Source organism: Pseudomonas sp. P5_109 (assembly GCF_034009455.1).
Classification (GTDB): domain Bacteria; phylum Pseudomonadota; class Gammaproteobacteria; order Pseudomonadales; family Pseudomonadaceae; genus Aquipseudomonas.
Map to the genome: position 1 here is coordinate 316,294 of NZ_CP125380.1, position 18,857 is coordinate 335,150.

Consider the following 18,857-nt stretch of genomic DNA (forward strand, 5'->3'; position numbering starts at 1 on the left):
CTGTTTTCTTCGCAGCGCGCATACCACGTGAAATTTGAACAAGAAACAAAAGCTATGACATTAAATAGTATTGTGATTGCAGTTTTTTCGTGAGTTCTGGTAGACACTTTTTGAGTTGCGTGTATGGGTTTTCGTCAAAGAAGAAAATGATGACTTCACTTTCTCTCACGCCCTTGTTCGAAAGCTTACCGGGCTTCAAATCGTAATCCGCACTGATGGTGGATGCTAGTTCGCGCAACGCCAATAGGCGCTGCTTTTTACGGGCGTCTATCTCAGGCCGGTCTTTGGGGATGGCCGCGTACTGGTTGACTCGAAGGTAGGTTCTCCCCGCTCGCGAATCCACTCTCCAAAATAATGTTTCGTTTTTCCCTTCGTAGTAGCCCTCACGCCGACAAATATCCAGCTGAGTCCAAGGTGTGCCGTTCATGTTGACGCCTTTCTTGAATTTCAAAGAAGGGTCACTGTTCTTGAGTTGGTCATAGAGCTCACCGATGAAGTGCCGTTGACCGATGGCGCTTTGAAATGCGGTTGGGCAGGAGATGGCTAAGCGCTGAAAGACCTGTTCTTCCTTAGAAATCCAGGCGTCTTTCAGGAACGCACAGTACTGATCGATGATTAGGTGGTACGGCGCTAAAAAGCTAACCGCTTGATAGAAATCATGGGCGGATATCAGCTGATAGCCCTGTAGATTCTGCCGCTCCCAGGTGTCGACATAGCCGATTTTGAAATAGATGTACTTGTCGCAATTCGGGAAGCGTTCCCGATAGCGATTGAGTTGATCGGAGTGAAAGGTCGATGAGGTTTTGTTCTCAAACAGGATACGTCGAGGCGTGCTGTTGACCTCAAAACTCAGGAGTAAATCGACGTTGCCGGATTGGAGCACGGGTTCGATTTTGACGGGCGTCTCGTCTTCTGCAATGAGCCCTAGGGCGTGAAATACCTGAGAACGATAATCTGCGAGGACTGGGTTGACCTCCAGCTCCTTGAAAAACCACGCCAAGAAAGCATCAGTACTGAGTTCCTTAGGGGCGTACATGAACAGATTATTCAACGTTTCTTCCTTGAGTGGGTGGGTTGAGGGGAGGGCCTCGACGACCATTAGCCGTTGAATTCGTCTTCTCCTAAGGTTGCTGTCTGTATTATTCGGGTTGCCGGTTTGACCCTTTTGCTGGTTGCTGACTCATAGCTTACAAGCCAACGAAGTGCCTAGTCCTCCAATCCTTTCATAGTGGTGAGGCCCGTCCAGAAAGCGACATGTTTCATACCACGGGTACCGCGTGACTCATACACTGAAAAACTTCAGCTTCTCTGAAATGGAGCGTGGCAAATGCGGGCTTGCTACCGTTCGTCGGGATTAATGAAAGCCGACGATCAACCAAATTTGCATGTGGAACGATATTTGCTCAACCGTTTTGGCAAGGATGTCCTTCTCAAAACGGTTTTTGAGTAGGGACGCGCTTGTAAAAAAATCGATAAAAGCAAAAAACGCGAAAAAACAATTCCCTTCACAAAGCACATTGATCTCTTTAGATTCGTTTTAGTCAGTTCGGTCAGGTCTCTTCGATACTAACCATGCTGACGACTACTAATCGCGACACTAATTTACTTACTAGTTGGACACCCAAATGAATATTTATGGCACAAAGCATTGTGTGGAGAATCCGTATGCCTGTTACAAAGCCAGTAAAACAGATCGAATGTAGAGACCCCGTTGTAAATAGTCTGATTGTAATTAGCTATCTAGGCACTAATAGTGTCACTTACTGCATGCGTGAAACGACTAAAGAACGTCGCCGCACCACGTTAGGAACGTCCAAGGATCTGACGTTAACGCAGGCCCGCATCAAGGCATTGGAGGTTGAGGGAGCAGGTTGCAACAAAGCCTCTTTGACGCTTTCCCAAGTCTTCGAGCAGTATGAGCAATCCGGCGAGTACAGCGGCAAACGCAGTATGGGTCGTGAGCGTAAGCGTTATGATTCCACCGTTGCGCCGTTACTGGGTAAAAAAGAAATCAAAGCAATCAGCTTGGCAGATATTCAAGCCGTTTTGGCATCACTGCGTGCTTCGTTAAGCGATGCGACCAAAAATCGATATCTCGCCATGTTGCGTTCTATTTTTCGGTTTGCTGTGGATCACGACTACTGTGAAAAGGATCCGACTCGTAGCATCAAGCTCAAGCGCGAAGTGCCGGTCAAGCTGTATGAAGTGAACGATGAACTAATCAACCGTCTCGCTGTGGCTGTGGACTGGTTAGAAGAACGTTTTCCGCGAACGTCTTGTCTCGTGGAACTGTTGTTGCTGACCGGCATGCGGTTAGGCGAAGCGCTCTCCCTCAAGTGGGGGGACGTTGATTTTACGCTATTACAGATCACTTTACGGACCACCAAAAGCGGTCGACCCCGCCACGTTCCCATCAGCGACGAATGCAGTGAAGTGCTGGATCGGCTAGCAGAGGTAACTGCTGACTTTCCCAAAGATGGCTGGCTGTTTCCATCATCGTTTGGGCCGTCACATATGACCCGACCAGTGCGCCCATGGAAAAAAGCTTGTCGGGCAGCACGACTCCCCTTGTCATTACGTTTTCATGACTTGCGCCATATTTTTGCCTCGGCCTGCGTCAAGGATGGTATCCCGCTGTACACGGTGCAAGGCTTGCTCGGCCATTCCTCCATCCGGATGAGCGAGCGATATGCCGCATTGGCGTCCTCAGACCTGTTGAAGGCCAGTTGTCGTGTTTCAAGCGCCCTTGCCCTCCGCTCAGGAGGTGTTAAATGAGTAAGTTCTTTTCAAGCGACGCGCTGAGCGCTGATGCCGTTGATGCCGTGCTGCGGGCTGGTGGAAAAGCTCTGGATGGAGTGCCAGGCTCACTCATGGGTGTAAAAAGTATCGAGTTCAATGAAAAAACGGTGATTTTTTCGCTGCCGAAAATACATCGAGCTCACAACGAACTTATGCCGATTTTCAAGACGCATTGTTTGATTTTTCAAACAAGCGCTGCAACATTTTTGCCCTTTCCAAAAGAGGCCATTAATGACACCAAATTACTGGTGTTTTTACAGCAGTCCTTGGCCAGGATCGGTTTAAGTGTTGACGTAGGGGGGGCTAGCAAAGACCCGGTGCATGGCCAATGGTTAATTCCAGTGAGCGGCGAAAAACCTAAGTCGCATCCCTTTGAGTTTCTGGAAATCATTGAGTCTCAAAGCATAGGTTTGATTGAGTCGATGTATGGGCACACTCAGCTAAAGGGTTTTGAGTTTTCGCTAGAAAAAGTCCGATTACGTAAAAAGCAAGACGTGGAGGATGTTGCACCTTGTATTTGGATTGATAAAGTATTAATTGATCCAGCTATGGATCACTACTTTACGCGGATTAACATTCTGCGCCGTTCAGGGAAAAAATATGGCGTGCTCTCGGCGGTTGTCCCCAATGCTGACCTCCAAGACTCCAAAAAACTAACGGAGTGGGTGTTGGCTAGGACGCCGAGTGTTGTCGATCGCAAGTCATTGGCGGCCCTTGTTAAGGAGCTCCTTCGAGCTGCTTTTGATCAAATCGGCGAGCAAGTTTGGATACGTACTGAAGGTTGGTTCCTAGGTGAGGGGGGGGTAATCGAAGGCTGTGCATGTGGTCAGGAGTTACTGCTGGCTCCTGGGATCAAAACGGATCAGTTTCACATGGATATTGTTGCACCGAAGCTTTCGCAAAAGGGAACGCTTAGTGGCTGGAATGATGCTGTTCTGGGCCCTGTAAGTCAGAACTTCACCCTCATGGGCGCGTTACAACTCGGATTAGCAGGGTTGATGGTCGACTTAGTGCCTGGATTGTCATCTGGCATTTTCAACTTCTTCGGCGGCGCAGGTCGGGGAAAGACTTTGTTGCTATCTACCGTGGCGGGTCTGTTTGGCAATAGCGGTGCGCCGGGGCAAAGTAAACCAGGTCAGGTGGGCAATCCCATGATTGAGACATTTGGCTCAACGCAACGAGCACTTCAGGCCAAAGGTCAGCAAACGTCGGTCGGCCCATTTCTGATTGATGAAATCGGAAGTAATGGTTACGGCGTCCTAGACAGCTATGTCTACGAGACGGGCAACGGTAGTTGTCGTACTCGGCTTACCAGCAATGGAGATGTGCAAGAGTCGCCACCCAAAACGTTGTTCGTCCTGACGACAGGTGAGGTTTCAATCATGTCTTTGGTCAGCCGTAATGCCAAACAGGGTATTTATGATCGGGGCGTGGATATCAATGTCGGGGGGGGCGGTGTCGACTTTCCAGAGCAGGAAACCGAAGTGTTTGCCTTCTTACCAGACCAAGTCAAAAAAGCCCTTTCGGCGGGTGTTTCGCAGCAGTACGGTACAGTTGCCCCAGCGTTTGTCCGGGCTCTTTTAGCTGAGATGAAGGCCCAGAGCTGGGAGCAGGAACTTGCCGACAAGCGTCAGGAACTCGCTAGCATGTTGCCTAGTTATGCCAGCAAGGGCGGCGCGGATCGCGTGGTATTGCGATTTGCGCTCGCGATACTGGCCGGGGAAGTGGCTCTGCGGAATGGTGTGTTCAGCAAGCAATATGTGGATGAGACAGACCTGTTCAACGGTGTGTTGGTGTGCGTTCTTCGTTGGGTGACTACTCGCTGGAATCATCTGTTTGTGTTGGCCGATGTACTAACTTCGCAAAAGCGCATACCGCTCTCCACGCCAAAATCCGGTTTGCCGTTGTATCGCCATAAAGATCAAAGCGGCGGCATGCCGACGTTGATGATTGCCAAAGAATTTTTGGAAGATTTTTTCCCAGGCAGCAATTCACTTGAAACCATCAGCAAGCGATTTAAGGAAGATAATCTGATTTTTCGTTTTGAGGCCGGGCGCAATACGGTGGGCAAGGAACCGTACTACCACCTTAGAACCGAATGGCTGCTGGAACATCAAATTGAATGGTCTGAGGAGCGGGAGCGCTTCGAGGTAATTCATAAACCTGATATGTGAGGGCTTCAGCCGGATTGATTTGACTTGTATCGTCGCTCGTTCTTGCGACGTTCACCCACTCAGCACTAAGCCCTGCGTTCTTCTAGGAAGACGTGGGGCTTTTGTGTTTTTGAAAGGCTGGTCAGTAACTGAAGTGTTCGCCCGGTACAGAACTGCCCCTGCGCCGATTGTGAATCGACACCGGGCGAACGGCGGTTAGGATACCGAAGCTCATTTTATCCCTACCGCTTTTTTCGAACCCGACGGTTGCCAATCGGACGAACGTTTCATGATGATTCGATGTTTAATCCTTCCTGTGTGATAACGCCGACATGCTGTTGCTCATAGATGGCTGAGCAGGTTTTTTACATCGCGTTTCAGTTGCGCTTGCAACGTGGCAGGGCTGATCACCAGCAAGTGCGGTAGGTAGGCTTTTATCGTCGGAAGTAACTGCATGACATCAATGACATGGCTTGAAAGTAGTAGGCTGCCGTCATCAAGTTCCTTAAGCATGACCTGTTGGGGTAGAACGATGCGGTGCAGAAAATTGTGAGCGATGCAGGCGGCAGCTTTGAGAATCACCTCGATCACCGGCATCGACTCGTCCGCCACCATGTGTTTTAGCTGAGCGATAACGCCGTCTTGCTGAGTGAACGTCTCAGCCAATTCTTCGACGTGGGTTATGTTGGCAATTGGTTCAATGATCAGTGTGTCATTGCTGATCCCGGCAAGTTGCCAGTGACCTTTGTGGTTGATGAGCAGGTATGGCGCAATGACTATCTTCGCAAGACCACCCAGGCGTTGAATGCTGGTGTGGCAACGATTGGTAATGGCTTTGGCCAGTGGCTTTAAATGGTGATGGTGCAGGCTTTCTTTATCCAGTCTAAAACCAGACAAGAGGAACACCGGCGAGCCCGTCGGCCCCAGCCATTGATTGAGCAGTGCTGGGTGATTGTCAGGAAACAACGCCGTGGCACCGACCTGCTCACAAAGGCGAAATAATGCCGAGGTGTTGGAACGACCGAAATAGGTCGGATCCAGTGAGTAATGTTGGCCTTGTCGCTGCAACGGCAGATAAGCCAATCGGACGTTTAAATCCCGTTGGATGGTGCGCTCGGAGACGTTGAACTCTTCAGCCAAGCTGCTGATGGATAAGCGCTGTCCGCTGTGGAACTTGGTCAGGATGATGCCCAAGCGTTGGGCTAACGTATCGTGCTCGGCCATTTAGGAAAGGGTCATTGTCGTCGGAAAATCATTGTCCCGTCGGTGTCCGACAGGGAGTGTCGAGCCCGATTTTCACGACATCGAACGGACGAGGTAAGCACTGTTGTTATTGCCGGTCCAGTACTGGCAGCGCGGGAAAAAAAGATGGATTTCCTAGGTTCTGGCAGCACCGCGCGCACCGCGTAACTTTTGAATCAAAAATAAAAAAGCTCAGCAATTGCTGAGCCTTTTCACTTCTTTCTATGACGTCACTTTCTTAGCGCTGGCATCGTAATGTGCCGGCGCTTTCCATTTTGTTAGCTTCAGCTTTCTCGGTTTGCGCCAGGTACTTGTCGAGCTCCGCTTCGGTGGCGCGTTGCCCATTCATGCTCGCTTCCAGTAGGGCGGTGGTTTTTGAGTGTTTCAGGGTGGAGGCGATATCTCGGTAGCTGTAGGGCTGCATCGATCGGCCTTGGTCGTTGCTGACGTAGCTTGTACCTCCTTTCTGTTCACAGTTTTTGGCGAAGTACTGCATACCCGAAAGTGACACCAGGCTACTGGCGTGGGACTGAATGCTGATCGACAGTATCGATGCGGTGACAGCAGCAACAAGAACGATTTTTCGCATGGTGAACTCCTGATGGGATTTTGAGTGTCGCGGTGTTGTAAGCATGACGAGGTCGCCCGACAGGACGTGTCGGGGATTGGCTAAGTGGTTGCGGTCACGAGGTCACTGACCCGATTGGAGGCCACCCGCAGGTTCTCGGAAGCGAGGTGGGCATAGCGCTGGGTGGTTTTGTTACTGGCGTGACCCAGCAGGTGCTGGACTTCATACAGGCTGGCCCCGTTGTTAATGGCCAATGAGGCGAAGGTGTGGCGCAGGTCGTGAATGCGTAGATGAGTCAGTCCGGCGACCTTCAACGCTCGCTGAAAGCATTTACGGGCGTTGTTGAGTGGCTTGCCGGGTTTAGCACCGGGGAAGAGATAATGGCCGCAACTTCTTCCGGGCAATTCGTTGATGACGGCCAATGCCGTTTCGCTGAGCATCACAAAGCGTTGCCGTCCGCTCTTGGTGATTGGCAGGTTCCAAAGCAGCCGTTCCTGATCAATGTCTTCCCATCTGGCCTGTAACGCTTCTTCGCGCCGTACACCGGTGAGCAGCATCAGCTTGATGGCTTTGGCGGCAATCTGGTTTTGTTCGGTACTGAGGACCGCCCACAATCGCTTAGCCTCATCAATGCTGAGGAAGCGCTGCGATTGGTTGTTCTCGGTGTGCATACGAATACCCGTCGCCGGGTTGGTGTCGAGGTAACCCCATAAGATGGCGAGGTTGAAACTCCGCTTGAGAAGGGCGAGATGCCGGTTGGCCGTTGCTGGAGATCTGCGGCTGATGATTTCGTCGTGGTAGCGTTGGATCTCCTGTCGGCTGATAGAGGAAAGCGGGCGAGCACCAAACATCTCGAAGAGATGGGTTTTGAACTTTGAGTCATCGCTCTTAGCACTACGCTTGCTGGCGTAGGCGTGGGGCAGGTAGTGGTCATCGATGAAGCGGCGAAAGGTCATCCCTGATTCGACAAGCGTTTCTTGCGGATCAATGCCGTTTGAAAGTTGAGCCCTGTGTTTGAGCGCCAGCAAGCGGGCATCGGCGACGTCCAGCTCACCATAATTCCCCAGCTTCATGCTTCGCTGTCGCCCGGCATGTCGGTAACGCAGATAGAAGAACTTGCGTCCTTGTTTGTTGATCAGCAGTTTCAGGCCTGAAACCTCAGTGTCGGAATACTCACTCTCCCTAGCCTTGGCATCGGTAGGTTGCGGTGGCAGGGCGTCAATCACACGCTTGGAAAAGCGGATGAGTTTGCTCATAGGGCACCTTTTTTGACACGCGTTTGGACTATCCCTGAGTCAGCCCAGAAAGCTGAGCCAGGGAAGTCATCAGTGGTCGGTAGGGTTGGGTGAATGGGATGGTTAACTTGGCGCTGTTGATTGCGTTCGCCGCTCCGGTTCATTTCCGGTACTTACGGTGGTGCTGCCGGTCAATGCGAACTCCATTGCGCGAGTCTCGTGCTCATCTCTGATTGAAGATTGAGTCCTTTCGGAATCAGTACCTCCACCGAGAGCAGGTCAGACAGGAGGATGACGGCGGTATAGAAGTGACCGTGGTCCTCGACGATTTCAAATGAGGCTGCCGGATCATAGGGGCTGTGCAGGAAGCTTCTAACGCCAAGGAATAGCCCTTTGTCGTAGGGATCATCGCCTTCGCCCCAGACGGCAAACCAGCCGAGCTCATCGGGTTGCCACTGTGTGCCGTAACCTTGTAGAACCTGGAACTGGTTCTCCACCCATTGGCGCATATCAGTGTCGAGGATTTGGGCAGCAGCTTCACTCTGACGAATTAGCAGCATGCTCTGTCTCCTGGGTTTTCTCTTGCTCTGTGTTTGGCTCCGACGATGAGTTGCTCGCCTGCGATGTCGATAGAATCGGTTTACCATCGAGCCGAACCCGCATGGGCTTACCTTTGAGTGCCAGCACAGCTTTTTTCCAGGTGCTAGCGTCGCCAATCACGCGCAATTTGGATTCAAGCTTTCCATCTCTTCCCAGTATCTTTTCAGCCAGTAGGGCGGCAGCAAGGAATGGCGCATTATTGCTGGAGCGCCCGACAAACACGGGGAGAAGTACTTTGCTGGGAAACGCCTCTGCCCGTTGACCGAGGCTTTCCAGTATTTCAAGGATGGCATCAAGGTTGATCCATTCGCGGCTGAAGTAGCCTTGACTGCCGCTGTCGACCAGCGCAATGAACACCTGTTTTCTGTCGGTTGAAAGGGCGAGTTGATAGGTGATCTTTCCTTCGGCTCCGGAGCTCAGTTTTGATGCTTGGGCTTCTTTTACCGCGATGAGATCCATGAAGCTTGGTTCGACGGCTTTGGTTCTGCTCATATTATTTTCCGTAGTGTGTTGGCACAAAGGGTGTAGAGGTCAACGCTTTCTGTCAGGCAGAGTTGCGCCGTAATCGCACTAACAAAACATCGTTCGATTGAACTCTAATCGCTTAGATTTGGGGGTGTTAACGGCGGTTAAGCTGTCGCGCATGCATAACTTAAACTTTCGACTTAAGCTTGTTTAACCGCCTATTTTTCGCGGCATAACGTGCAGAATAGGTCGTAGACGCTAATTGCGACCTGGACTCTTGGATCAGGGATTTTTCGGGCAGTGTCGACTGTGTTGGAAATCCAAGGGTTTTTGCACGTGCACATAGGTATCTCCTGAATATTCACCCAACGAAGTGTTGGGGTCATATAAATATATCTACGTATTTTTGACGCAAATACGGATATGCCCAGGATTTCCACGGTCGAGCAGGTGTTAGGCGTTTCCCCTTGGATATCCAAGGGGAAGCCTGAGAGGTCGGTTTTTTTGAACAAAACTATAGAGAGCTTACAAAAAATCTGATTTTTGAAAAAGGATCTTTGAAGTGAAAAAGACAATGCTTTATGAGTTGGTGAACGCAAAGGTTCGTGATGCGTTCGACCTTGCTACTGTGGAGGACATAATTCGGGAATCGATTGCTTTTACGTACCCCGAGGCCACTAATGTTAGCGTGTTCGCAAGCTTTTACTGTTTTACTTCTCCGGAATTTTCGGACAAGGAAAAGAATCGACGCGCCCGAAGTTTGGGGCGAATGTTAGCTAGAAAAATGCCAGAACTAACCCGGTTGGCTATTCGTACTTATGAATCAAAAAAGCACGCAAAAAGTAACCAATTGTTCAAGGTGGTTAAAGGAAAGAAACGCTTGGAAGACTGTCTAGGGCTACTTGTTTGCTCAAATTAACTATTTGGCTAAGGAAGGTAAGCGTCTGTCAAACGCACCTTCCTGATTCCAGTATTTAGGGCGATGGTGTCCAAACTTTGGTGGCAAATCAAATTGAGTGGATACCATACTCAAGCGAGAAGGCTATGCAGGGCCAATGCCGTTCCTATGATTGCGAGCGTAGATCATTGTGTCTTTGCCAGGCCAAGAAATCATTCAAAGGACGGCACAGTGCTCCCTCTGAGTAGGCGTCCTCTTTGTCTAAAGCTTCAAGCCAAGGCCGAAGACGCTTGGCGAACTCTTTTTGGTCGGTTGAAGAGAACGACCAGTCAGCGACTGTATTTTCCCTTTGGAGCATTTTTACTCTTGGTTTATCTAGTCTAGGGATGCGCCTCCATGCATTTTGTACTTTAATTGCACCACTACTTCCGTAGTAAACAACGATGATCGTTCTATCAATAGGCAAACTGTTTTCTTGCCCATCAGGCCAGTCTTCAAAACAATCGAACGCCTGGCGACGCTGTTGCTCCGTGAGCTTAAATGTCTCTTGGACCTCAGCCAAAGCCGCATCGGCCACTTCTGTTGAGTTTTCCCAGTACACGGCAAGGTAAATGTGCCGATCTTTCAGTGCTTCGCTTGGGGCATTGATAAAGCGGATATCACCTTTATGTGCCGGCCGCTCGTTGCGACGGGCTTGCCAGTCCTTTTCTGCAGCGCACAAGGCTTTTTCATCGATCTCAAAAGCCTTATCCCAAACCTCTTCATACCAGGCGTCAATGCTTTGTATCTGTGTGACCTCATCCGTAAATACGCCAGCCTCAAGCCAATGGCGTGATTCGCTACCCTCGAGCCCAAGACCATTACTTGAAAAATTGGCCGATCCTACGATCGCACCATTGTTTCCGCGTATGACCTTGGCGTGCAAATTTTCCAGGTTACGTAGTTCGACGTTTTCAAGCCGCTGCAAGCGGCGAATTACGAGTGGATTTGTGCCTCCGCTAGCAAGGTTACAAATAATGCGAAGGTCCTTACCTTGCCATTGGTCAAACAACGCTTCCGACCCCTCCCCCCAAAACGCTACAGCTATTGCTAACTGCTGGCTGTTCTCCACTAACTGGCGGGCTTGGTCCAAATACTGTCCATTGGATAGAAACATGACGTCCTCACTGTTGATTTCTAAAAACTATAAATTGAATGACGCTAGACTGGAGTGTGCAGGGGCTTCCGTGCCTTCCTGAACCATGATTTGGGCAGATGTGGAGCTTTGAGGCAAAATTGGGTCAGTTGCACTGACTTGGCCACCCGTCTGCATCGGACTTGACCGGCACGCTTCGTAACCTTGACCGGTATTGAGCGGCCCAAAGCTGCCATCCTAATCATTGTACTGGATGCACCAAATTCTACTGGCTAGGACTCTGTAATCGTCATCAAAGAAATGAAATTCGTCGATCTTGGTCAAGCCACTAGCCATCAGGGATGGCTAGTGGCTATTCTGACTTTGCTCATTGGGGGAGAACTGAGATCCTTGACGAATCTCGTCACGTGACCGCCCCTCGCTCAGCAAGCACAAAAATACTAGGGAGCGCATATGAGCGATTATGACAAGTATAAAGACGATGTGACTGATGATATTAAAACTTGCATTGAAGCAATGGGTTGCCAGCCTATACTTTTCGTAGGGTCAGGCCTCACTAAAAGGTACCTTAACGGCCCTAATTGGGAGGAGTTATTGCACTCACTTAGTGAAAATTGCCCCGAAATCGATAAAAAGTTTGCTTATTATTTGCAGCGCTATCCTAACCTTGTCGATATTGGAACCGTTTTCTCAGAAAAATTCAATGACTGGGCTTGGAGTGGCGGTGAAGACCAGTTTCCCGGCGAGCTATTTGGCTCAGGTAATGAGTCCGACATTTACTTCAAGCATGCAGTATGTGAAATATTTAAGAAGTTATTGAGTGAAACGACTACCACGGACAACGACGAAATTGAACTGCTGAAAAAAATCCACCCTCACTCAATCATTACAACCAACTATGATTGCTTACTTGAGAGTATTTTTCCTGACTTCACCCCTATCATTGGGCAGCAGATTCTCTATGCAAATCATTCAAGCATAGGTGAAATATTTAAGATACATGGATGTGCCTCGGATTCTAGGAGCGTAGTCATCACGCGAGAGGACTATGATAACTTCCTGAAAAAGAAGAAGTACCTAAGCGCCAAAATGCTTGCTTTTTTCGCGGAGCATCCTCTTATTTTCGTTGGCTACAGCGCCGAAGATCCAAACATCAGAGCTATTCTCTCGGATATTGATGAAATCCTTTCCGAAAATGGCGCATTGATTCCAAATATCTACCATTTAGAGTGGTCGAGCAAGGAAATCAGCGAATATCCTAGGCGTGAACGCCTGATATCGGTATCAGAGAACAAGAGTATCCGTATAAAAAGTATCGTTGCGCATGATTACGGTTGGGTATACAAGGCTTTTGGCGCGAACCAAGCATTGGACAACGTCAACCCAAAATTGCTGCGTGCGTTACTTGCAAGAACCTATGAGCTAGTGCGTTCTGATATCCCTAAAAATCCCATCCAGGTTGATTACACTGTACTTGCAAACGTTTCTGGATCAGAGGGGGCATTAGCTAAGCTCTACGGAATAGCTAACACCTCTGACGGACTAGCTTTCAACGTAAACTTTCCACACACACCATCAACTTTAGGAGTAAGTTTAGGTTTTAAAGGGTGGCACGACGCGAATAAGCTGCTCGAGATTTTGAAGAACACAACGGGTGTGGATATAAAATCGTTCGATAATAAATATCATTGCGCTGTAATGAATGGCAATGAAGTTCAAGCGCATCGATACTCCAACTTGTTGCGACAGTTACTTGAGAAAATAAAAAACGGAGAGGAATATACATTGGACTTGCCAACATAACCGTTGATGTTTAATCAGGCGCCTTGTAATTAGTATGGCCTTTAAAACGCCATCAACGAGCTTGGCGCCTTAACAGTTCATCGCGAGGGGCCGAAATCGGCCAACAACGGACACTCAAAGGTGTCTACGAAACTAGGGGCGATTCATACCAGAGATGGTTGTGGAATTTGGCTCGACTCAGCTAAAAGCCAGCTGAAGGCGAAATTAACAGCAATAGAGCAGGGACGCAGCATGGAAATTACATGTCCAAAATGCAGCAAGACTACTGATTTTAATGTCACCGATGCGATTAGCTGCGAACACTGCAAAAGTAGCTTTAGTACACTCCGTCTTGCGGTTAAGGCCACTTTGCTCCCGACTGTGGGGGCGTTAGTCATAGGTGGAGCAATTGGCCACCAATTGGACGGTTTTTTTGAGGTGAACCGCTACCCGCTTGAAATCGAGTATGCCCTTGTCGAAAGTTGCGTGCAGGGTGCGAAGCGCTCTGAATACTGGCAGCGGGCTGAAGAGAAATTTGTACTGTGTAGCTGCGCGCTTACGCAGGCTCAAAAAAATGTCAATTTCAAGAAATTTAAAGAAGCACCAGCCCAATTCAGACATGCCATGACAGCTGCAACTCAGAACTGTAGTGCTGGCTAGTTAATAGCCCGAGCGCCAACGTTACAGCGCTCGGACTATCAGGACTCAACCCCTGCTGGGAGCGTTTCCGCGCCCTCCGCCAGACGGATTGCCGGTAGTACTTGGCCAGTTACCACCCTGGGAGCCAGTACCAGGGGCAGTTCCTGAACTGCCCTTGCCGCCAGAACTCTGGCTACTGCCACTTTTGCTGCCGCCGTTACTGCCGTTACCTTTAGCCATGTTCTTCTCTCCCTAGTTTTACTTGGTCGTTTTCGGCTTTACTTCTGCCACGGTTTTCTGAACTCGACTCGTGAACGAGTCAGTACTGACTTTACCGCCATTTTTTATGGCTTCAGCGCTGTGAATTCGGGCAGCGGCCTCTGGGGTCATTGGTGTCTTCTTGCTCATTGGTGTTTTCCTTGAGTTAGCACCACGCTTGGTGCAAGGTCGACTTTAAGCAGTCACAAGGGACAAATAGGGACAGGTATGGATGACGTCAGGAAGTTGCAAACCACGATTAAGCAAAAACTCGAAGAGCTTGGGATAAGCCAGGCCGTACTGGCCGAAAAGATCTTTGTCGAGGACTATGATGAAGATGATGAGGCTGCCTTGGCCCGCTTCACCGAAACCTTGAAAAAGCAGCTGCAAAGAGCATCCACGCCGGCTGAAAAGCTTCATCGTTATCTTGAGATTCTCTTGGCTGATCGACGGGGATTGGAGGCTCGTCACCTAAACGTTGCTTCCCCTTATCTGTCCAAACAGGTGCTCAACGACATGCACCAGCTTTCAGCTTCCATCGATGAACAACTTCGTAAAAAGAGGCTAACTGAGATTGCACCATCTGACTGAGTGAATCGGTCCTGCCGCCGTAGACGCTTTCGAAGGTCCGCTTCTGGTCGATTCTGTTGAAAAAATCGGTTCTTCCAGACCGCCCGCATACTGACTGTTGAAAATGCCTTTATTGCACGGCGCTACGCGAAATCTGAGCCCGGAATCTTCTGCTCAATGTAAAGATTTCAATCCCAAACGCGTACTTTTCTACCGTGGAAATCAGGGCCGACTGTTTTCAACAGAGATCGGCCGATCTCTGGCGGTCAAGGCCACGAAGGGTACGGGTCAAAGCCGATGCAAATGACTGATTAGTCGAATGCAAATGTGTGGGCAAGTCGGTGCAATTCCCCGGTTGCATCGGAGGTCTATTATTTTGTCCTACTGTTCGACTCAAGGGGCTGGTTTATGCGTGCCGCGCATACCGCGTGACTTGTAAGTGTCTGGAGTGAAAGGCGGCCGAGAGTGCTCAGAGGCCCTGTGGTGCGCCAGGGGGAACGGAAGGGCTGTTCTGGGGCGGACTGTATTGCCGACGTCTCAGCTTGTCTGAGGGAGGCTCTCAAGCTGACAATTTAAATCAGATTAAAACTATTCAGTTCTGGGGTCGGTACCGAAAGTCCGTTGGACTGCTTTCAATCACACTGCCGAAGCGTCTTGGTCCAGAAATGGTCCAGCGACCATAAAATCGCAGGCAATAAAAAACCCCAAGGACACATTGTTCCTTGGGGTTTCTCGGTATTTTGGTGCCCAGAGACGGAATCGAACCGCCGACACGGGGATTTTCAATCCCCTGCTCTACCGACTGAGCTATCTGGGCAACGGGGCGCATTAAACGGGTTTTTCAGGGGGTCGTCAAGCAAGTTTTCAAAAAAATTTTAATTATTACCGTCGCTTACGATCCGACCCCCGATTTATCGGGGTTATTCCGATGGTGGTACGTAGCCTTCGGCCTTGGCGTAATCCTCGCCGGAGAAGTACTTGTCCATTTCGCCCTGAAGATATTTGCGATCTTCGGCGTTCATCATGTTCAGGCGTTTTTCGTTGATCAGCAGGGTCTGGTGTTTTTGCCAGTCGGCCCAGGCCTTGGCCGAGACGTGGTCAAAAATGTCCTGGCCTTTGGCGCCCGGGAAGGGAGCGCGCTCCAGGCCTGGCAATTCTTCTTTGTACTTGCGGCACATGATGGTGCGGGTCATGACGACTCTCCTGCGTTCAATACGGCGGCCGCGCGTTCGAGCAAGGTTTTGACCGGGGCGGCAAGGCCCAGGCGCGGCGGGGTGGCGAGGTTATACCAGAGCCAGTCGGCCTCGGCCACGTGATGGCCGGCCTCCTGGACCTGAACCAGCCAGGGTTCGATGGATAACTGAAAATGGCTGAAGGTGTGCACCAGGCTTGGCAATGCCTGCTGTGTGCCCAGTTCCAGCGAGTGCTGCGCCGCCAGATGTTCCAGGTCGTCGAGGTTGTCGAGTTCCGGCAGGCTCCACAAACCGCCCCAGAGGCCCGTGGAGGGGCGACGGTAAAGCAGGATGGCGCCCTCGGCATTGGCGAGCATCGGCATCAGCGTGCGCTTCTGCGGGATGGCTTTGCGCGGCTTGGGGATCGGGTAGCGGGTTTCCAGGCCAAGCATATGCGCCTCACAGCCCTTTTCCAGCGGACACAACAGGCAACTGGGTTTGCTGCGGGTGCAGAGCGTGGCACCGAGGTCCATCATCGCCTGGGTGTAGGCGTTGACACGGGTCTGCGGCGTAAAGCGCTCAGCGTTGGCCCAGAGCTGTTTGGCGACCTTTGGTTCGCCTGGGTAACCCTCTTGCGCGGTAAAGCGTGCCAGGACGCGTTTGACGTTGCCATCGAGGATCGGCGCACGCAGGCCCATGCTGATGCTGGCGATCGCGCCAGCGGTGGACAGGCCGATCCCCGGCAAATCAGTAAGTTTTTCCACGTCCCGGGGAAATTCGCCGCCGTACTGCTCGACGACGATCTTCGCGGTCTTCTGCAAATTGCGCGCGCGGGTGTAGTAACCCAGGCCCGTCCACAGATGCAGCACTTCGTCTTCCGGTGCCGCCGCCAGGGCCTCGACCGTTGGCAGCGAGGCCATGAAACGGTCGAAGTAGTTCAGCACGGTGCTGACCTGGGTTTGCTGCAGCATGATTTCCGAGACCCACACCCGATACGGGTTGATGCCTTGCTGCCAGGGCAAATCGTGACGGCCGTGGCGGTCGAACCAGTCCAGCACCGCCGTTGAAAACTGCTCGGCTCTCATCGCTTGAACAGCCCCTTGAGCGCGTCTTTGAGTTGCGGGTTGACCTTGTCGCCCAGTTTTTCGTCGATTTTCTCGCTGATCCGCTCGCCAGCCAGTTTGCTCGCGACCTGGCCCATGCGTTCGTTATCCAGGCGGCAGGCCTTGGCGCCCAGTTCCAGCGGACCACGGCAACGCAGCGGCCACTCGATGCCGACAAACTTGTCGCCGACCTGGCAGGCCGGGTCAGGCATGGCGCTGGTATCGCCTTCGACGATGATGCCGACGCGGTAGTCCATGCCCAGCACCCGCAGATCGACATCGCCGTCACCGTTGACGGTCATGCCCGGGATGCGCACTTTCAGGTCCGGGTTGCTGGCCACGCCATTACGCAAGGTCAGGTTGCCCTTGAGCTCCTGGAACGGTGTGTCCTTGCCCCGCGGCTCGCCGCTGAGGGTTTTGCGGTTGAGCGTGGCGATGCCTTTGCACAGCTGTTGCTCAAGGTTGGCGTTGAGCAGCACGCCATTGTTGATGACAAAGCTGGCGTTGCCGTTGAGGGTTTCGATCAACGCTTTCTGGCTGTTGCCGTTGCCCGTCAGGCTGCTGTTTAGCGTGACCAGGCCTTTGACCGGCGGATTCTTGCCCTGGCTCTCGAGGATTTTTTCTGCCGGTACCCGACTGATCTTCGTCTGCAGATTCAACGCCGGTACTGCCTGACGCACATCGAGCGTGCCGGTGCTTTCGAAGTTGCCCTCGTACAGATCGCCGCGCAGGTTGGCCAGCGTCAGCAGGCCGCCCTGGCCGGTGGCCTTGAGCGCAGCGTTATGGATCGGCAGTTTTAGCAGGGTCAACTGGCCGAAGGTCAGGTCGGCGTCCACATCGAGCTTGCTCAAGCGCTCCACTGGTAACAGGCGTTCGTTGCTCCAGGCGTCCTTGGTCGGTGCGGGTGGCAGTGGTGTGCTGCCCGCGCCGGCCATGGCATCGGCTTCAGTGCTGGCGACTTCGGCCTGGCGCACTTGTGTCGCGCTATTGGCCTCGGCGGATTTCGGCGGCAGGTAACGGTCGACGTTGAAGGTGTCGGCCTTGAGCACGGCGCGCAGCGATTGCTTGGCGAAGTCTTCGACGGCGATGCGGCCGCTGAGCGTGCTGTCGTCGAGTTTCAGGTTGAGGTTGTCGAGCGCCAGGCTGGTGGGTGTCGCTGCGATTCGGCTGACCAGCTCGACTTTGCTCAGGCTGCCTTCGGCCATGGCTGGGAGTTTCTGGCCGATGCTGTCGACGAATTTCGCCAGGTCGAACTGGGCTATCGAGATGCCGCCACTGACTTGTGGAGTTTTGTCGAGGTCGTTGACCTTCAGTTCACCCAGTGCCCGCAATTGGTTGGCGGAGATCTTGAGACCGGTCCACTCGGCAACGTTGGCGGCCTTGTCCAGTACCAGTTGGCCCTGAGCGGAGAAGGTCATGCTCTTGCCTTGCAGCGGGTCGCCGGTCACTTCACCGGACAACTTCATGTCTTCGAATTGATAGCGTTGCAGTGCACGCGCGATGCGCAACTCGCCATTGAGCTCGGTGCGCACTCGCAATGCAGGCTGGTTGGCAGACAGGAAAGCCGTGAGCTTGAGCGGAATGTTGACGGAGTCGTGAACCGCGCCGGTGCTCAACTGGATGCTTTCGGCGCTGAAACTCTTGCCGGTGCGCTCGTCGGTGTATTCAACCCGTGCGTTGTTCACGGTCAGGCTGTCGATGTCCAGGCGGATCGGCTGCGGCGGTTTTTCCGCTGCAACGCTGGCGTCGGGCGCAGGTTCGCTGGCAGCGGGCGGGGTGACGGTCGCGTCGGTGCCGGCCGTTGCCGGCAGCTTGCCGATGTCCTCCCAGTTGCCATGACCATCCTTGTCGCGGGTCAGGCGCAGGTTCAGGCCTTCGACGCGTACGTCGCTCATCTGCACTTCACGGCGCAGCAGCGGCAGTACCCGCACCGACAGGCCAAGCATCTGCAAGTCGGCGTACGGTTCGGTCGGTTTGACCATGGTCGCGACACTGGCGTCGTGCAGCTCCAGGCCCAGCCAGGGGAACAGGCTCCAGCCGATATCGCCATTGAGCGTCAGCTCGATGTGAGCCTTGTCGCGGGCAATCTGGCGAATCTCGTCTTTGTAGTCGTTGGGATCGAAGAGGTGGGTCAGGGCAAAGCCCAGCGCCACAATGATCAGCAACAGCCCGAGAAGTACCAGACCCAGGATTTTGCCGAACGCTTTCATGGGCGAGTCCTTGTAATTAATCGATTTC

Annotated in this window: 17 protein-coding genes and 1 tRNA gene; 6 read left to right on the forward strand and 12 right to left on the reverse strand. The window is 52.0% G+C overall.

The features are described 5' to 3' along the window. Positions 1 to 52: 52 nt before the first annotated feature. Positions 53 to 1,051: a hypothetical protein gene (locus QMK54_RS01385; RefSeq protein ID WP_320401916.1), complete on the reverse strand. Its 999-nt coding sequence runs from the start codon at positions 1,049 to 1,051 to the stop codon at positions 53 to 55. 614 nt (positions 1,052 to 1,665) lie between these two features. Here QMK54_RS01385 and QMK54_RS01390 point away from each other — a divergent pair. Together QMK54_RS01390 and QMK54_RS01395 are read left to right on the forward strand one after the other, a co-directional pair. Beyond that, a complete protein-coding gene (locus QMK54_RS01390) occupies positions 1,666 to 2,775 on the forward strand; it encodes a site-specific integrase (RefSeq protein ID WP_320401917.1) in 1,110 nt (369 codons plus the stop codon). Continuing rightward, the gene (locus tag QMK54_RS01395) at positions 2,772 to 4,973 is read left to right on the forward strand and encodes a DUF927 domain-containing protein (protein WP_320401918.1); all 2,202 of its coding nucleotides are present in this window, start codon (positions 2,772 to 2,774) and stop codon (positions 4,971 to 4,973) included. Before QMK54_RS01390 ends, QMK54_RS01395 begins: the two co-directional genes overlap by 4 nt. Before the next feature lie 321 nt (positions 4,974 to 5,294). Here the strand turns inward: QMK54_RS01395 and QMK54_RS01400 are convergent, their stop codons facing one another. From QMK54_RS01400 to QMK54_RS01420, 5 genes are all read right to left on the reverse strand, one after another. Beyond that, on the reverse strand, positions 5,295 to 6,176 hold the full coding sequence (locus QMK54_RS01400) for a helix-turn-helix transcriptional regulator (protein ID WP_320401919.1): 882 nt from the start codon (positions 6,174 to 6,176) through the stop codon (positions 5,295 to 5,297). 256 nt (positions 6,177 to 6,432) lie between these two features. After that, positions 6,433 to 6,783 carry a hypothetical protein gene (locus QMK54_RS01405; RefSeq protein WP_320401920.1) on the reverse strand — a complete coding sequence of 117 codons (351 nt, stop codon included), beginning with the start codon at positions 6,781 to 6,783 and terminating at the stop codon, positions 6,433 to 6,435. Between the two features lie 80 nt (positions 6,784 to 6,863). After that, a complete protein-coding gene (locus tag QMK54_RS01410; protein ID WP_320401921.1) occupies positions 6,864 to 8,018 on the reverse strand; it encodes a tyrosine-type recombinase/integrase in 1,155 nt (384 codons plus the stop codon). Positions 8,019 to 8,188: 170 nt separating this feature from the next. After that, the gene (locus QMK54_RS01415; RefSeq protein ID WP_320401922.1) at positions 8,189 to 8,557 is read right to left on the reverse strand and encodes a hypothetical protein; all 369 of its coding nucleotides are present in this window, start codon (positions 8,555 to 8,557) and stop codon (positions 8,189 to 8,191) included. Next, positions 8,535 to 9,089: a hypothetical protein gene (locus QMK54_RS01420; protein ID WP_320401923.1), complete on the reverse strand. Its 555-nt coding sequence runs from the start codon at positions 9,087 to 9,089 to the stop codon at positions 8,535 to 8,537. The genes QMK54_RS01415 and QMK54_RS01420 overlap by 23 nt, the downstream gene beginning before the upstream one ends. A 535-nt stretch (positions 9,090 to 9,624) precedes the next feature. Between QMK54_RS01420 and QMK54_RS01425 the strand changes: the two genes are divergently transcribed. Further along, complete coding sequence (locus QMK54_RS01425; RefSeq protein ID WP_320401924.1) at positions 9,625 to 9,981, forward strand: hypothetical protein; 357 nt, start codon at positions 9,625 to 9,627, stop codon at positions 9,979 to 9,981. Positions 9,982 to 10,126: 145 nt separating this feature from the next. Here QMK54_RS01425 and QMK54_RS01430 read toward each other — a convergent pair whose 3' ends face one another. Beyond that, the gene (locus QMK54_RS01430) at positions 10,127 to 11,116 is read right to left on the reverse strand and encodes a phospholipase D family protein (RefSeq protein ID WP_320401925.1); all 990 of its coding nucleotides are present in this window, start codon (positions 11,114 to 11,116) and stop codon (positions 10,127 to 10,129) included. Positions 11,117 to 11,548: 432 nt separating this feature from the next. Here QMK54_RS01430 and QMK54_RS01435 point away from each other — a divergent pair, with 432 nt between their 5' ends. Beyond that, positions 11,549 to 12,898 carry an SIR2 family protein gene (locus QMK54_RS01435; protein WP_320401926.1) on the forward strand — a complete coding sequence of 450 codons (1,350 nt, stop codon included), beginning with the start codon at positions 11,549 to 11,551 and terminating at the stop codon, positions 12,896 to 12,898. Positions 12,899 to 13,018: 120 nt separating this feature from the next. After that, positions 13,019 to 13,537 (forward strand): hypothetical protein, encoded by a 519-nt coding sequence (locus tag QMK54_RS01440; RefSeq protein WP_320401927.1) that lies wholly within the window; start codon positions 13,019 to 13,021, stop codon positions 13,535 to 13,537. Between the two features lie 237 nt (positions 13,538 to 13,774). On the opposite strand, the gene QMK54_RS01445 is transcribed toward QMK54_RS01440, so the two are convergent. Further along, entirely contained in the window at positions 13,775 to 13,924 is a 150-nt protein-coding gene (locus QMK54_RS01445; protein WP_320401928.1) for a hypothetical protein, read from the reverse strand. A 78-nt stretch (positions 13,925 to 14,002) separates the two neighbouring features. Between QMK54_RS01445 and QMK54_RS01450 the strand changes: the two genes are divergently transcribed. Then, on the forward strand, positions 14,003 to 14,365 hold the full coding sequence (locus QMK54_RS01450) for a hypothetical protein (RefSeq protein WP_320401929.1): 363 nt from the start codon (positions 14,003 to 14,005) through the stop codon (positions 14,363 to 14,365). Positions 14,366 to 15,085: 720 nt separating this feature from the next. Here QMK54_RS01450 and QMK54_RS01455 read toward each other — a convergent pair. The 4 genes from QMK54_RS01455 to QMK54_RS01470 form a co-directional block, all read right to left on the reverse strand. After that, positions 15,086 to 15,161: transfer RNA gene (locus QMK54_RS01455), tRNA-Phe, on the reverse strand. Positions 15,162 to 15,264: 103 nt separating this feature from the next. Next, on the reverse strand, positions 15,265 to 15,537 hold the full coding sequence (locus QMK54_RS01460; protein ID WP_007972770.1) for an oxidative damage protection protein: 273 nt from the start codon (positions 15,535 to 15,537) through the stop codon (positions 15,265 to 15,267). After that, positions 15,534 to 16,601 (reverse strand): A/G-specific adenine glycosylase, encoded by a 1,068-nt coding sequence (gene mutY, locus QMK54_RS01465; RefSeq protein ID WP_320401930.1) that lies wholly within the window; start codon positions 16,599 to 16,601, stop codon positions 15,534 to 15,536. Before mutY ends, QMK54_RS01460 begins: the two co-directional genes overlap by 4 nt. Then, complete coding sequence (locus tag QMK54_RS01470) at positions 16,598 to 18,829, reverse strand: AsmA family protein (RefSeq protein WP_320401931.1); 2,232 nt, start codon at positions 18,827 to 18,829, stop codon at positions 16,598 to 16,600. Before QMK54_RS01470 ends, mutY begins: the two co-directional genes overlap by 4 nt. Between the last annotated feature and the right edge of the window lie 28 nt (positions 18,830 to 18,857).

Bases quoted from the DNA above. Each gene is read 5' to 3' on its own strand.
- QMK54_RS01390 (WP_320401917.1), top strand. From the start codon at position 1,666: ATGCCTGTTACAAAGCCAGTAAAACAGATCGAATGTAGAGACCCCGTT.
- QMK54_RS01395 (WP_320401918.1), top strand. From the start codon at position 2,772: ATGAGTAAGTTCTTTTCAAGCGACGCGCTGAGCGCTGATGCCGTTGAT.
- QMK54_RS01400 (WP_320401919.1), bottom strand. From the start codon at position 6,176: ATGGCCGAGCACGATACGTTAGCCCAACGCTTGGGCATCATCCTGACC.
- QMK54_RS01405 (WP_320401920.1), bottom strand. From the start codon at position 6,783: ATGCGAAAAATCGTTCTTGTTGCTGCTGTCACCGCATCGATACTGTCG.
- QMK54_RS01410 (WP_320401921.1), bottom strand. From the start codon at position 8,018: ATGAGCAAACTCATCCGCTTTTCCAAGCGTGTGATTGACGCCCTGCCA.
- QMK54_RS01415 (WP_320401922.1), bottom strand. From the start codon at position 8,557: ATGCTGCTAATTCGTCAGAGTGAAGCTGCTGCCCAAATCCTCGACACT.
- QMK54_RS01420 (WP_320401923.1), bottom strand. From the start codon at position 9,089: ATGAGCAGAACCAAAGCCGTCGAACCAAGCTTCATGGATCTCATCGCG.
- QMK54_RS01430 (WP_320401925.1), bottom strand. From the start codon at position 11,116: ATGTTTCTATCCAATGGACAGTATTTGGACCAAGCCCGCCAGTTAGTG.
- QMK54_RS01435 (WP_320401926.1), top strand. From the start codon at position 11,549: ATGAGCGATTATGACAAGTATAAAGACGATGTGACTGATGATATTAAA.
- QMK54_RS01445 (WP_320401928.1), bottom strand. From the start codon at position 13,924: ATGAGCAAGAAGACACCAATGACCCCAGAGGCCGCTGCCCGAATTCAC.
- QMK54_RS01450 (WP_320401929.1), top strand. From the start codon at position 14,003: ATGGATGACGTCAGGAAGTTGCAAACCACGATTAAGCAAAAACTCGAA.
- QMK54_RS01460 (WP_007972770.1), bottom strand. From the start codon at position 15,537: ATGACCCGCACCATCATGTGCCGCAAGTACAAAGAAGAATTGCCAGGC.
- mutY (WP_320401930.1), bottom strand. From the start codon at position 16,601: ATGAGAGCCGAGCAGTTTTCAACGGCGGTGCTGGACTGGTTCGACCGC.
- QMK54_RS01470 (WP_320401931.1), bottom strand. From the start codon at position 18,829: ATGAAAGCGTTCGGCAAAATCCTGGGTCTGGTACTTCTCGGGCTGTTG.